12 protein-coding genes are annotated in these 12,378 nt (G+C 69.2%); 5 read left to right on the top strand and 7 right to left on the bottom strand.

Features of this window, described 5'->3' with window-relative positions; genetic code table 11:
• Positions 1–43: 43 nt before the first annotated feature.
• Together ACFW22_RS28595 and ACFW22_RS28590 are read right to left on the bottom strand one after the other, a co-directional pair.
• Positions 44–1,708, bottom strand: coding sequence for a sensor histidine kinase (locus ACFW22_RS28595; protein ID WP_386409848.1), 1,665 nt, complete (start codon positions 1,706–1,708; stop codon positions 44–46).
• A gap of 14 nt (positions 1,709–1,722) precedes the next feature.
• Complete coding sequence (locus ACFW22_RS28590) at positions 1,723–2,466, bottom strand: response regulator transcription factor (RefSeq protein ID WP_386409846.1); 744 nt, start codon at positions 2,464–2,466, stop codon at positions 1,723–1,725.
• Between the two features lie 630 nt (positions 2,467–3,096).
• Between ACFW22_RS28590 and surE the strand changes: the two genes are divergently transcribed.
• The gene (gene surE, locus ACFW22_RS28585; RefSeq protein WP_386409844.1) at positions 3,097–4,203 is read left to right on the top strand and encodes a 5'/3'-nucleotidase SurE; all 1,107 of its coding nucleotides are present in this window, start codon (positions 3,097–3,099) and stop codon (positions 4,201–4,203) included.
• Positions 4,204–4,623: 420 nt separating this feature from the next.
• Here surE and ACFW22_RS28580 read toward each other — a convergent pair whose 3' ends face one another.
• Positions 4,624–5,298, bottom strand: coding sequence for a ScbR family autoregulator-binding transcription factor (locus tag ACFW22_RS28580; RefSeq protein WP_386409842.1), 675 nt, complete (start codon positions 5,296–5,298; stop codon positions 4,624–4,626).
• Between the two features lie 717 nt (positions 5,299–6,015).
• Between ACFW22_RS28580 and ACFW22_RS28575 the strand changes: the two genes are divergently transcribed.
• The 4 genes from ACFW22_RS28575 to ACFW22_RS28560 all read left to right on the top strand — a co-directional run bounded on the left by ACFW22_RS28575 (position 6,016) and on the right by ACFW22_RS28560 (position 9,051).
• Positions 6,016–6,609, top strand: coding sequence for a hypothetical protein (locus ACFW22_RS28575; protein ID WP_386409840.1), 594 nt, complete (start codon positions 6,016–6,018; stop codon positions 6,607–6,609).
• Positions 6,610–7,229: 620 nt separating this feature from the next.
• Complete coding sequence (locus tag ACFW22_RS28570) at positions 7,230–7,859, top strand: DUF4291 domain-containing protein (protein WP_386409838.1); 630 nt, start codon at positions 7,230–7,232, stop codon at positions 7,857–7,859.
• Between the two features lie 187 nt (positions 7,860–8,046).
• The gene (locus tag ACFW22_RS28565; RefSeq protein WP_386409836.1) at positions 8,047–8,478 is read left to right on the top strand and encodes a hypothetical protein; all 432 of its coding nucleotides are present in this window, start codon (positions 8,047–8,049) and stop codon (positions 8,476–8,478) included.
• A 42-nt stretch (positions 8,479–8,520) separates the two neighbouring features.
• Positions 8,521–9,051: a hypothetical protein gene (locus tag ACFW22_RS28560; protein ID WP_386409834.1), complete on the top strand. Its 531-nt coding sequence runs from the start codon at positions 8,521–8,523 to the stop codon at positions 9,049–9,051.
• Between the two features lie 95 nt (positions 9,052–9,146).
• Here ACFW22_RS28560 and ACFW22_RS28555 read toward each other — a convergent pair whose 3' ends face one another.
• From ACFW22_RS28555 to ACFW22_RS28540, 4 genes are all read right to left on the bottom strand, one after another.
• Positions 9,147–9,605, bottom strand: coding sequence for an SRPBCC family protein (locus tag ACFW22_RS28555; protein ID WP_386409832.1), 459 nt, complete (start codon positions 9,603–9,605; stop codon positions 9,147–9,149).
• An 86-nt stretch (positions 9,606–9,691) separates the two neighbouring features.
• Complete coding sequence (locus ACFW22_RS28550; protein ID WP_386409830.1) at positions 9,692–11,029, bottom strand: carotenoid oxygenase family protein; 1,338 nt, start codon at positions 11,027–11,029, stop codon at positions 9,692–9,694.
• Positions 11,030–11,031: 2 nt separating this feature from the next.
• The gene (locus ACFW22_RS28545; protein WP_386409828.1) at positions 11,032–11,436 is read right to left on the bottom strand and encodes a hypothetical protein; all 405 of its coding nucleotides are present in this window, start codon (positions 11,434–11,436) and stop codon (positions 11,032–11,034) included.
• Positions 11,433–12,311, bottom strand: coding sequence for an MFS transporter (locus ACFW22_RS28540; protein ID WP_386409826.1), 879 nt, complete (start codon positions 12,309–12,311; stop codon positions 11,433–11,435). Before ACFW22_RS28540 ends, ACFW22_RS28545 begins: the two co-directional genes overlap by 4 nt.
• Between the last annotated feature and the right edge of the window lie 67 nt (positions 12,312–12,378).

Below are 12,378 nucleotides of genomic sequence, written 5' to 3'. Positions count from 1 at the left end.
GAAGGGTCCTGAACGGGCCGGACTGCCCGTCTCGCACCGGAGACTAGGAACCTTCCTTGTGGAAACTTTGTGGGTGCCCGTCCTCCGAGGACCGCTCGCCAGGACGGGGGTGCGCGGCGGTTTCGATCATCCAGTCCCGCCGTGGCGGTGCCTCCGGCCCGAAGCCAGGACCACCGGTGCCGGTCCGCACGGCCACCGGAGAGCCAGCGGCTCCGCGAGCAGCGGAGCTTCTGCGGCGCACCCCCCTGCGTCCGTCGGCACGCTCCTCAAGCACCTGCTGCTCCGTCGTGCCCACGGGAAACCGCACTTCGAAGCGGGTCCCCGTGCCACCCGGCCCGTCCAGGACGCGGACCTGCCCCCGGTGCAGGGCGACCTGCTGGGCAACCAGGGTGAGCCCCAAGCCGGAGCCCGGACTGTCGGGCCCCCGGTTGAAGCGCCCGAAGACGTCCTCCCGCGCGTCGTGCGGGATGCCCGGCCCCCGGTCGTCCACCGTGAGGACCGCCTCCTGCCGTCCGCGCGACCCCGCTGCCGGACCGAAGGCCACGGCCACCCGGGCGGGCTGCGTCCCCTCCCGGCCATGAAGGACGGCGTTGGCCAGCAGGTTGTCGATGACGGTGCGCAGCCCCGGTTCCCATCCGTGCAGGGCGGGTACCGCTTCGCCGGCCAGCTCGATGGAGGCATCGGGCCGTCTGCGCCGCAGATCCGCCACCGAGGCTTCGACGACGTCCCCCAGATCCACCGGACCGAACGCCTCCGTCTCCACCAGATCACCGCGCCCCATTTCACGCAGCATCATCAACAGCCCCAACAACCGCTCGTGCTCCCGGGTGAGGTCCTCCAGGACTTCGTTCTTCTCCTCGGGAGGCAGGTCCGGGTGGGAAGTGAGGATGTCCACGTTGGTCCGCATGCTCATCAAGGGGGTGCGCAGCTCGTGGGAGGCCGCCGCAGAGAAGGACCTGGCAGTGGCCAGCCCCTCGGCGGTGCGGGCGGCCTGCTCGTCGTAGCGCGCGAGCACCGTTTGCAGCGTGCGGGCCAGGTCGTCGACCTCGACGACCCCGGTGGGCGTGTGCTCCAACCGTGTTGCGGTCGAGCGGGGGTCGAGCCCACTGGTGCGCTGTTGCAGGCGTTCGAGCGGGCGGGTGGCACGGGTGACCAGGACGCCGGCGAGCAGACCGGCAAGGGGGGCGGTCACCCCGGCCACGCCGAGGACCCGGGCACGCACCAACCGGAGCTGCTCGTCGCCCGCGGTGTCGGGCGAGAAGAGCCACAGGGTGCCGTCCACTCCCTCGTACAGCCCGGTGATCCGCACGGACATGGCCCGCCACCGGGCATCTCCGTCACGGACGGTGATCGGCTCGGGGGCGGCCTCCGGCAGCGGCACCGATGCGGAGGGCTGGGGCCCGCCCGAAGCGGTCCCGGCAGGGCCGATCAACCGAATTCCGACGTCGAGCGCCGAGTTGTACAGACGGCGTTCTCGTGACCTCTCCACGGCCGGTGACCGATCCGCCGCGATGGCCTGGAGCAGCCCGCGGGCGTTCCGCGAGACGGCGACGGCGCGCTGGCGCAGGTGCGTGTCCTGCTGCGTGTGCAGGTCGCTCGCCACCAGGCGTACGAGCAGCCAACCGGCACTGAGGACGAGGAGGGGTACGGCCGTCCCCACGGCGAGGGCGATGCGGAGGGAGAGCCGCATGCGTCGGGTCGGCCCCACACGGCCGGGAAACCTCATCGGCCCGTCGCCCCGCTCCCCGGGACGACGGCGCTGCTTCCGGCGTCCGGGCGCAGGACGAAGCCGACACCGCGCACGGTGTGGATCAGCCGGGGCCGACCATCCGCTTCCAACTTGCGCCGCAAGTAGCTGACGAAGGTGTCCACCACCCCGGTGCGAACGTCGAAGTCGTACCCCCAGACCCTCTCCAAGAGCTGCTCCCGGGTGAGCACCAGGCCGGCATTGCGCGCCAGCATGGTGAGCAGCTCGAATTCCCGACGGGTGAGTTGCAGTACGGTGCCGTCCAGTAGCGCCTCACGGCTGGTGAGGTCGACCGTCAGCGGGCCTGCTCGCAGCCGGCCGGAGACCTCCGGGGGGCGGCGGCGCAGCAGGGCCCGCAGTCGCAGGGACAGCTCCTGGAGGGCGAAGGGCTTGACGAGGTAGTCGTCCGCCCCGGCCTGGAGCCCCGCGATCCGATCCGCGGTCTCGTCCCGTGCGGACAGCATGAGCACCGGAACGTCGTTGCCCTTCCCCCGAAGGGTGCGGCAGACCTCGATGCCGCTGGGGCCGGGCATGGATATGTCCAGGACGAGCGCGTCCGGCGGGTCGCACGCCACCTTCTCGAGGGCGCACCGACCGTCTTCCGCGAGGTCCACGGAGAAGCCGCCCAATCTCAGCCCCCGGGCCAGCGAACGGCGGATCGCCGCGTCGTCGTCCACCACCAGGATGTGGCGCACGTCTGCATCCCCTGCACCGGACATTGCTCTCTCCTGCCTTCCGGGCACGGCTCGGGCTCCGTCTTCCCCGTCTCCGTTTTCCGGCGACCATCGTGCATCACCGGGTACGGGCAGCCAGGCCCCCGGCGGTGCTGGGGGCGTTTTCACAGAGAACTCGCAGAGAACGGTGCGCTCCCGTCGATCCGACCGTCCTGTGGTGTCGCTCGGTACGAAGGGCGCCATGGCGCGCGATCCCAGTCAGTCGCGTTCCAGCGGCTTTTCGGCGAACCCTGCTCGCCCCCTAGGCAGGAAGCCGCACCGGTGTTAGACAAGGGGAGCTTTGAAGTGACACGTGTAACCAAAGAGTGGTCGCGCTCACGGCACCCTGCCCTGCCGTGCTGCGACCGTCCTTCCCCTCCCCGCACCGGGGCTCCGTCGCGCTCCAAGGAGGCCGTCATGAGCAGACCCGAGACCCAGGCCCCCACGCAGGGGCGCCCGCTGGCCGCTCCGGCAGGCCCCCTGCGGACGATTGCTCCTCCTCCACCTCGGACAGCCCGCCGTCATGCCCGAGACCTTCGAACGCGCCGCCCGAACCGTCCCGCTGACAGCCCCCGCTTTCCCCCGCCCACACCACAGCACCCCCGAGCAGCCGAGCCGCACAGAAGGACCACAGCCATGACCAACAACCAGCGCCGCAGACGCACCCTCCTTACCCTCATGACGGCCGCCACCCTGACCTGCACGGGCACGGCGGCCTCCATGGCGGTCCCGGCAGCGGACCACTTCCGGTCCGATCGATCCCTCCCGCTTGCCGGGCTGCACGTCCTGCTCACCAACGACGACTCGATGAGGGCCGTCAAGCCCAGCAACTCCGACGGCCTGGGCCTGTACGAGCTCCGCAAGGCCCTGTGTGGCGCCGGCGCCGATGTCGTCGTCATCGCGCCGTGGCAGGTGCAGTCCGGGAAGGGCACGGCCGTCACCAACGGCGGCACGCTCTCCCTGCGCCGCCGCACCCAGCTCCCCGCCGGATACGAGAACGACTGTTCCGGCACTCCCTCCGGATCGCCCGTCTACGGCGTGTGCCTGGCCACCGGGCCCTGCGGCCCGGACTCGCCCAGCGCCACCCCGACGGACACCGTCAAGTTCGCACTGCGCGGTGGCCTCGCCGCCAAGGTCGGTTGGAAGGACTACCCCGACCTGGTCGTCACCGGGATCAATTCCGGCCCCAACGTCAGTGCCCAGGTCAACGACTCCGGCACCGTCGGAGGCGCGCTCGCGGCTCTCGACGAGGGCGTCCCCGCCGTCGCCTTCTCCTCGTCCGGTGACGTGGGCCAGTTCAACTTCCCGGTCGCCAACTACCGGGCCCACGCGCGCTTCGCCGCCGGGTTCCTCGGCGGGCTGCGCGAGCGCGGCCTGTTCACCGACCGGTTCGCGCTCAAGGTCGACTACCCGGATGTGAGCGCAGGGCGGAGGGCCAAGTCCCCCGTGTGGGCGAGCATCGGACACGGGAAGGTCGTCTGGCACGCGTATGAGGCTCGTACGCCCGGTGAGTCGGACGGTGACCTCTTCGACATCACGTTCGGCATCTGTGACAACGAGCCGGCCAGCGACTGCACCGAGACCGTCAGGGACGCGGACTCCACCGCCCTGCTCGGCCGGGGCCACATCACCGTGGCCCCAGTGACCGCCGACCGCACCTACGGGGCAAGGACCAATGGCGCCGGACAGCACGACCTGGCCCGGCTGAAGGAGTACGTCGAGCACCACGCTCCGCGTTACTGACCCGGATCGGCCGTCCGCGGATCTCCGCCCTGACCCGGAGGTCCGCGGACGGTCCCCCTTGGGCGGGAACCGCACGACCGACCGGGGCGGTACTTCCGTTCAACGCCAACCTCGAGCACAGCCTGCCCCAGCGCACCGAGCCTGCGACCAGGACGAATTCGGTGTGGAGACGGGCTGCTTCTTCCGCCGACCCCAGCGTCAGTCGCACACCGTCCGCGGCTGCTCCGGCGACCCGCGCGTCCGCTACGTCCCGGACGAGAACCTCACGGGTGTCCGGTCGATTGCTCGAGTGCGAGTGCCGTCGGCGCTCGTTGCTCCTGGCGAACCCTGGTGCTCAAGGTGGGGAAGTGAGGCCGATCAAGGGCGGTGCGGGGAGCGGGTTTCGTAGGCCCCGAGTGAGCGGTTTGGCTTTCTTCTGGGTCAGCGTGACGTCGCGCCGGAGCGTTGGCCGGGATCGCTCTTTGTGGTTATTTCGGCGTAGACGTGTGTTCCGCGGGTGGGGGTGAGGTCGAGGCGGGCGAGGACGGTGGGGGTGACGATGGTGGGGAGGATGTGCTGGTAGATATCGGCGATGCGGCGTTCGAGATCTTCTCGGTTATTGAGGGTTTGTGAGTAGATTTGCGCTCCGGTCCAGCAGGCGGAGAGGGTCCAAGCGGTGGTGGCGGGGTCAATGTGGGCGAGGAGCTCGTCTTGTTGCTTGGCCTGGGTGAGGAGCTGCTCGGTGACCTGGATCCAGCCGGGGAGGGATCCGCCGTCGAAGATTTCTTTCATGTCGGGGCCGAGTGAGAGTCGGGCTCCGGCGCTGAGGAGGGGGTCGTGGCGCATGCGGTGTGCGAGGAGCATGCCGGTGTCGATGAGTTCTTGCATGCGGTACTCGCGTGGGGGTACTTCGGCTTGGCTGAACTGTTCGTCCAGGATGCCTTGGGCGAGTGCGCGTTTGGATGCGAAGTGGAAGTACAGTGCGCCCTTGGTGACGTCTGCCCGTTCAAGGATGTCGGCGATGGTTGCTGCTTTGTAACCGCGCTCGTCGAAGACCGCGGCTGCGGCTTCCAAGACCGTGCGGCGGGTGCGAACTGCACGCTCTTGTCGTGCCACGGCTGCCTCCGTAGTTCATAGAGTCAGGCGGCTCTGATTCTCCTCGCATCGAGCCATTAGAAAACCAACCAGAAGGTTGGGATTTTTTCAAGCTTTCATTTCTCAAGCGTCACTTGTTGGTAGGGAACAGGCCACCGCACCTTCCGGTGAGAGATATTTTTAATGTTTTGAGACGTTTTGTAGTCGCCTGATGGTGCAGGTGTGAGTGCGGGGGAACTCGGCGATCGTGGTGCGGGGTTGACCGAGGAGCAGGGCCGGGTGAACGCGAGGCGCGCCCCAGCGGCTTGTCGGACACATGGTGGTTGCTGATGGAGCCGGTGGCCATGACGTAGGGGGCCGGCACCGTTCGGTCGGCGGCGATCAGGGCGCTTACTGGTCACAAACCCGTGGGGTTCTTGCTCGGTTCGCAGTGGATGCGCGGGCCGTCGAGTCGAAGTGACCGCGACGATGTGTGGCGGGGTGCCCGCCCGGGCCGAGCACGTCTTCGCCCGCATGAAGACCTGGAAAGCCGCCGCGACTGCCACGTGAAGGGGGACGGCGTGCATCGTGCCGTGGTCGACGCAGCACGGATGCACCCCCGTGCCTTCGCCGGACCGACCGACCGGCCACGCCGTGGCCGGCTCGGGGTGGCGATTTGGACGGCGGTCTCGTCCCTTCGGGCGGCTGCGGGAGGATGCCGGCGATGACAGCCGCCTCTTTCCCCTTGTGGAGACTCTCGTGGAGCACCTTCCCGTCACTGCCGACCGGTTGTCCGGATACACCGAGCGCGATCTGGACGGCGATCTGGCCCGCTGGTTTCCCCGCTTGGAACGGATGAGTCCGGTCGTACGGCAAGTGTCCCCGTTTCTGGCCAAGCTGCCGCCCGATGCTGCGAGAGCGCTGGTGAGCTTCGACACGAGGGTCCGTTCGGGTCAGATGCCGAACTTCATCGACGAGAACTGGCCGGAAGGCGACTACGGCTTCGACTTCCGCGCCGAGGGGGCCGAAGACCTGTTGGCCGGGAATCCCGAAGAAGCGGTTTCCGCCGATGACGTCTGGCCGCTCGGTGTCGACGGCGGCGGAAACCGCTACCTCATGATGACGAACGGCCGGGTCATGGCCTGGGATCACTCCGGGGGAGTGGAGGGGTACGAGTGGAGCGGCTTCAGCAGCATGGACGTCTTCCTGTGGGCAATGGTGCGCTATCGGGCTGTGGTGACCGGCGTACTGCCGGCCGACGAGGTCCGCGCGGACTTCGTGGCCATGGGAGAGCCGGGGATATCGAACCCTGTGCTCGGCCTGCTGCGCCGCATCGCCGAGGAGGGCTGCTAAAGAGGGCTGACGGGGCGGGACGGCCTTGCCTCCTCGGCACCGGGTGGGTGGGGCGCGCACCGGCTCATGCCCTGAGCCCCGAGTGCTCGGGAGCTGGCCCTGGAAACGGCTCGAACCACGGCACGCTACGGCCGTCGCGGTCGCAGGGACAGGGGCCGTGCGCGCGTCCCTCTCGTCGCAGCACTCCCAGGCGCGGCATACGGCGCAGACGTCTCGCACGGCCCCTGCCAAGGCCGGCAGCAGCCAACCTCGATCCCTATGAGGCGTACGCCTCCCGTCGCAACCGCGCCTACCTGCGGCGGCGTGGAATCCGCTGCACCATCCCGGACAAGGTCGACCAGGCCGGCAACCGCAAGAAACGCGGCGCGCGCGGCGGCCGGCCGCCAAAGTCCGGCCCGCAGGATCACAAGGCGTGGCGTGCGGTCGAGTGCGGTATCAACCGCCTCAAGAGACACCGGCCGTGGCCACGCCCTGCGACACGCTCGCGGTTCGCTACGAGTCAACCGTCCTTGTCGCGGCCATCGACGAGTGGCTCTGAGCCGCGCATGCGAACCTGCCTCCGGGGACGGCAAGGCGAAATGGATCGCCCCGCCAACGGACCAGATGGCAGGGTGCGGTGCATGGCGCCCCAATATCAGATTCGTGCCGACTACGACGCTCGCACGATCGTGGTCTATCAGGCCTACTCGCCTGCCATCGCTGACGCGGCACTGCGGGCGGGCCGCTTCGTTGCGCCGTTCTCGTTCCACCGAATGACGTGGATCAAGCCGTCGTTCATGTGGCTGATGCACCGCAGCAACTGGGCCCGCAAACCTGGCCAGGAACGTGTTCTCGCGGTGCGGATTACTCGGGAGGGCTGGGAGGAGGCCCTGTCCCAGGCCGTGTTGACGACCGCCGACCCGGCGGCGATGGCCCAGGCCGCCGTACATGTCCAGTGGGACCCGGAGCGCTCGCCGCGCGGAGCGGCCCTGAACCACTACAGCATCCAGGTCGGCATCGGCCGCCACCTGATCCGCACGTTCACCGACGACTGGATCGTCAGTCTCACCGACTGCACCCCCCAGGTCCGCAAAGCTTCGACGCTCATGCAAACCGGGCACGCCACCAAGGCGCAACGACTGTTTCCTACGGAGCGCATCTACCCCATGTCCCGGACAGTGGAAGACGTCGTTTCCCCGGGTAGACGTCCGCAACCTGCCCGGACAGAACACCTGGTGGCCAAGACGGCAGGGGCGAGTCCACGCTCCTGACTTCATCAGGTGGCGTGCCCAGGCCCCGGGCCCACCACCCTTCCCCGCACGAGAACTGACGGAAGGGCACGACACACTCCCACTGGACCAGATCCGGGCGCTCCTGCTGGAGCGTGACGACCCTCACCACCTGGAACGCCCCGCGGATTTCGACCTGGACATTTCGCGGGAATGTTTCGCCCGACTGGTGAACGCCCTGAAGGAACGCTTCGGGCCGTCCTGCTCAAGGGGCCTGGCTCAGGACGCCAGTTTCTACGGCGTTATCCATGTCCCGGCGGACGCGACGGGTCTTGGCCGCCCCATGAGTGTCGCGACGGGCAACTTCGGTAGCTACTTCGTCACTGCTGAAGTGGTGGGAGGCGAGGGGGTGCCCAGCGGCGAAGCGGGCTTGCCCGAGGAGTTCGTGACGTGGCTCGACGGCGTCTGTGCAGCGGCGGGGTGCACCTTCGTTCCGTCCGAGCTGCTCCGTGAACCGTACGACGGACCGTCGTTCCTGGAGGCGCACCGAGACGTGGAACTGGTCGCGGCGCTCGCGGCTGCGGGCGAGGCGGCCGAAGACGAGGACGATGAGGAGGTGGGAAAGGCGTACTGGCACGACCGGCACTTCGCGTACATCTGAGATACCTGCGGCTCCGTCCGCGCCCTGCGCAAGGCGGGCCGCGTGGGCGAGCGGCCACCGGTCGCCTACTCCGGCCTCCACCAATCCCTGCCCACCTGGTCGGGAGCCCGTGCCGGTGACGAGGTGTACGCACTGCACGTCAACCGGTGCGAGGTATTCGTGGTGTCCCGCATGCGCGTCATCGACATGGAACGCGGCGACTGCTGCGGCGCCGCCCAGACGACGTGGCAGGATCCGTCATTCCCCGGGCACGACGCCTGGTGGATGCTCGGAGCCGGCGGCTGCGGCGCCAGCGCGGTTCATGTGGACGCAACATCCGTACGCTTCGACACTCCGATACCCGGCGACCTGCTCGAGGCGCTCACCTGGCGCAACGCCCGGGGCAAGACCCGCGACCCGAAGTACGTCGTGGACGGCCGTCTGGAGCGTTCCGTCAGCCTCCAGGGCTTCTACCGACTCACCTCCGAGTCCGCCGACACGCTGGCCGGGCTCGTCGACAGCATCCAGCGCGACCGGGAAGCCGCGCAGCTGCTAGCGAGGAACCCGAGGTGCCAGCACCCTTCGAGCAGGTGACGGACCGCCGACCGGCAGCCTCCTCGCAAGGGCGTTCAGCGTGCGATGCCGCGAGGCCCGCCCCTTGGGCGGGGCGCGGCGCACAGCGGATGGGCTCATTCCGTTGGGAGGTCTTGCTCCGCCGCCTTTTTCAGGGCGTCGAGCCAGATGACGAGCGAGTCGTCCAGCGCGGCGGCGAGGTTGTCCCGGTCGGCGTCGACCGGCTCGCCCGCCCAGGACTCCTGGGTGTGGACCAGGACGCCCTCGCCGTCCTCGGCGAAGGTCCACTCGTGCACGCCGGTGATGCCGTGTGCGGGGCCGCCCCACAGAATCCGTTGCTGAGCATCGACCTCGTAGACGGTGGAGTCGATGGACAGGCCCGCGGTCACCCAGTGGAAGGTGGTGCCGGGGGCAACGGGGCCGTCGATCCGGGCCTCGGTGATGGCGGACAACCATGCGGGCCACGAGCCGATCGCGGTGTGCAGTTGCCAGACCCGGTCAAGGGGAGCGGCGATCCGGATGGTGTGCTTGGCGACGATGGGGGCGTTCTGGTCGATGGTCGTGGGGTACGGCATGGCGATTCCTCGGTCTCGGGAGTCCCGGCCGCCACTGGGGGCAGCGGTGGCCCGAGCGGCTGGGTGCGGCAAGCGGTCAGGTACGGTCAGGCGGACGGTTCCCCGTCGGGAATCCAGTCGCCGTGGATGCCGGCGGGCACCCTGTGGGGGAGTTCGACGGCGGCCACGGTGCTCAGGTCATGCGCGTCCAGGACCAGTAGCTCCGAGGCATCGGCCTTGAGGTCGCTGACGATCGTGAGCAGGTAGCCGTCGTCCTCGGTGGTTCCGCCCTCGGCGGGGGCGAAGACGGCCTCGCCGGGCATCCGTCCCTCGCCGTGTGCGAGCAGGGTCTGCCGGCCGGTCTTCGAGTCCAGCTTGGCGGTGTGGTAACCCGACAGGCCCGCGCCCGGGAAGGCGACGGAGTAGCTGTAGCGGTAGTCGGAACCGGTGAGGGCCTCGTTGATCGAGGGGAACTCGGTGACCAGGTCGTTGAGGGACTCGGTGGTGACCCCTCCGGTGTCCGGGTCGACGGTCCACCGGTGGAAGGTGGAGCCGGCGTTGGGGGTGGTGCCGTAGCCGGGAGAACCGACCCACCACTTCCACGATCCCTCCCAAGCGGAGCGGTCGAAACGGGGAGCTTCGAGGACGATCCGGCCCCGCGCGTCGGTGTAGGCGTTGGCGACGTGCAGCAGCGCCGCCTGATCGGCCACCTCGAACCACCGGGTCTCGCCCCCGGCACGCGGCATCACCCCGAGGCGCAGCGGAACGTCGTCGTGCCAGCGGTAGGGGATCCCGGAGTGCTCGGCATGGTCGAAGACCACGGGTGAGTCGATGAACACGACGTGCTGGCGGGTGACGGCGAAGTCGTGCATGAGCGAGGGACCGGAGCCGTCGATGACTTCGGACCTGACGATGGCGCCGGATGCGTCGGCCACGTAGTAGGTCAGGTAGGGAGGGAAGGGGCTGTAGCTGAAGAAGTGCAGCTCGCCGGTGACCGGGTCCTCCTTCGGATGGGCGGTCATCGAACCGGTGAGCTTGCCGCCGAAGTCGTAGACCCCGATCGTGTCCAGGTCGGCACTGACCTCCCAGGGCAGGTTGGCCTCCTGGAGGGCCAGATAGCGGCCCCCGTGGAAGATGACGTTGGTGGCCGCGGCGCTGACCTCGACCTCGGTTCCGGTGAACGGCACGCCGTCCAAGTAGGGGGTGCGTACCCAACGGTTGCGGTACCACTCGGCTCGACCGTTCTGGAGGCGGATTCCATGGAGCATGCCCTCGCCGCGGAACCAGTGGGTCGGTGTGACGCCCGGCTTCGGGTTGTGGCCGTTGCGGAAGTAGCGACCGTTCAGTTCGGGCGGGAGGACGCCGCGCACCTTCAGTGCGTGTCCGGTGACCTCGTCCGTGACGGGAGTGAAGTGACCGCTGATGTAGGGCTTGTCGAGAGACACGTTCAGGCCTTTCGGGTCGAGAGAACCGAGACGAAGAGGGTCAGGACGGCGCTGGCCAGGAAGGCCGCGCCCGGGGAGGGCAGCAGGGTCAGGAAGGACAGGCCGAGGGCTCCGCCGATCTGCCGCGTGGCGTTGACCAGACCTCCGGCCAGGCCGTTGTCGGCGGTTCGGACCCCCGTGGAGGCCATTGCGGTGAGCCGTACGAAGGCCACCCCGAGACCGGCGCCGATGAGGAGCGTCGGGCCGAGCAGGTCGGTGAGGAAGGTGCCGTCGGCCGGGGTCCGGGACAGCCAGGCCAGTCCTACGGCGAGGACCAGCAGGCCCAGGGGTAGCACCCGGCGGCCGGAGGTCCTGCCGGTGACCCACGAAGAAACCGTGATCGCGAGTGCCAGCGGGAGCTGGGTCAATCCGGCCTCCAGGGCGAGTACCCCAGGGAGCGCTGTTGGTAGAGGGGAAGGAAGTAGAACAGCCCGAGCCAGACCGCGCCCAGCAGCGCCATCAACAGGTGGGGAACCGCCACCACGCTCATTCGCGCCGGCAGCAACGGGTCGGCGGACCGGCGCTGGAGCACCGCGAACAGGCCGAGCAGCCCCAGACCGACCACGGTCAGGGGCCAAGGACCCGTCAGGCCGTAGGCGAGCGCAACGAGCCCGGCCGTGACCGTGACCACGCCCGGTGCGTCCATGCTTCCGCCACGAGGCCGATCGGCCTCGACCAGCAGCCGGGTCGCCACCAGCACGGCAAGTGCGAGGGGCACCATCACGACGAACACCGCACGCCAGCCGAACAGGCTGGTGAGCAGCCCGCCCAACAACACCCCCGCCGCGCCGCCGGCGCCGGAAACCGCACCCCACACCCCCAGGGCGGTGCCGCGCCGGGTGCCCGAGTGGAGCGTCAACACGAGAGCCAGCGCGGTGGGCGCCAGCAAGGCGGCGCCGATTCCCATCACCGCCCTGAAGGCGATCAACGCGCCCGCCGTGGGAGCCAGCGCCGCGCCCAGAGCGGAGAGGGCGAACAAGCCGGTGCCGAGCAGGAACACACGGCGCAGGCCGTACACGTCACCCGCTCGCCCACCCGGTAGCAGCAGCGCGCCGAAGAGCAGCACGTAGGCGTTGACCGTCCATGCCTGGCCCGTGTCCGTGAGATCGAGCCCGGCCCGGATCTGGGGCAGGGCGACGTTCACGACCGAGGTGCTCAGCACAACCAGGAACTGGGCCGTTGCCAGGACTCCCAGCGGTACCCAGCCGGTGGCAGCGGTTCGTTGCGTTGCGGTGCGGGTCATGGCTAGACCCTCGCAGCGGGCGTTCGCCGCTCGCGTCGGTGATCGTCACCTATGCGCACGCACCTCG

This window comes from Streptomyces sp. NPDC058872, from assembly GCF_042743065.1.
Lineage (GTDB): Bacteria > Actinomycetota > Actinomycetes > Streptomycetales > Streptomycetaceae > Streptomyces.
Note: the sequence above shows the minus strand (reverse complement) of the source record. Positions and strands in the feature narration are given on the sequence as shown.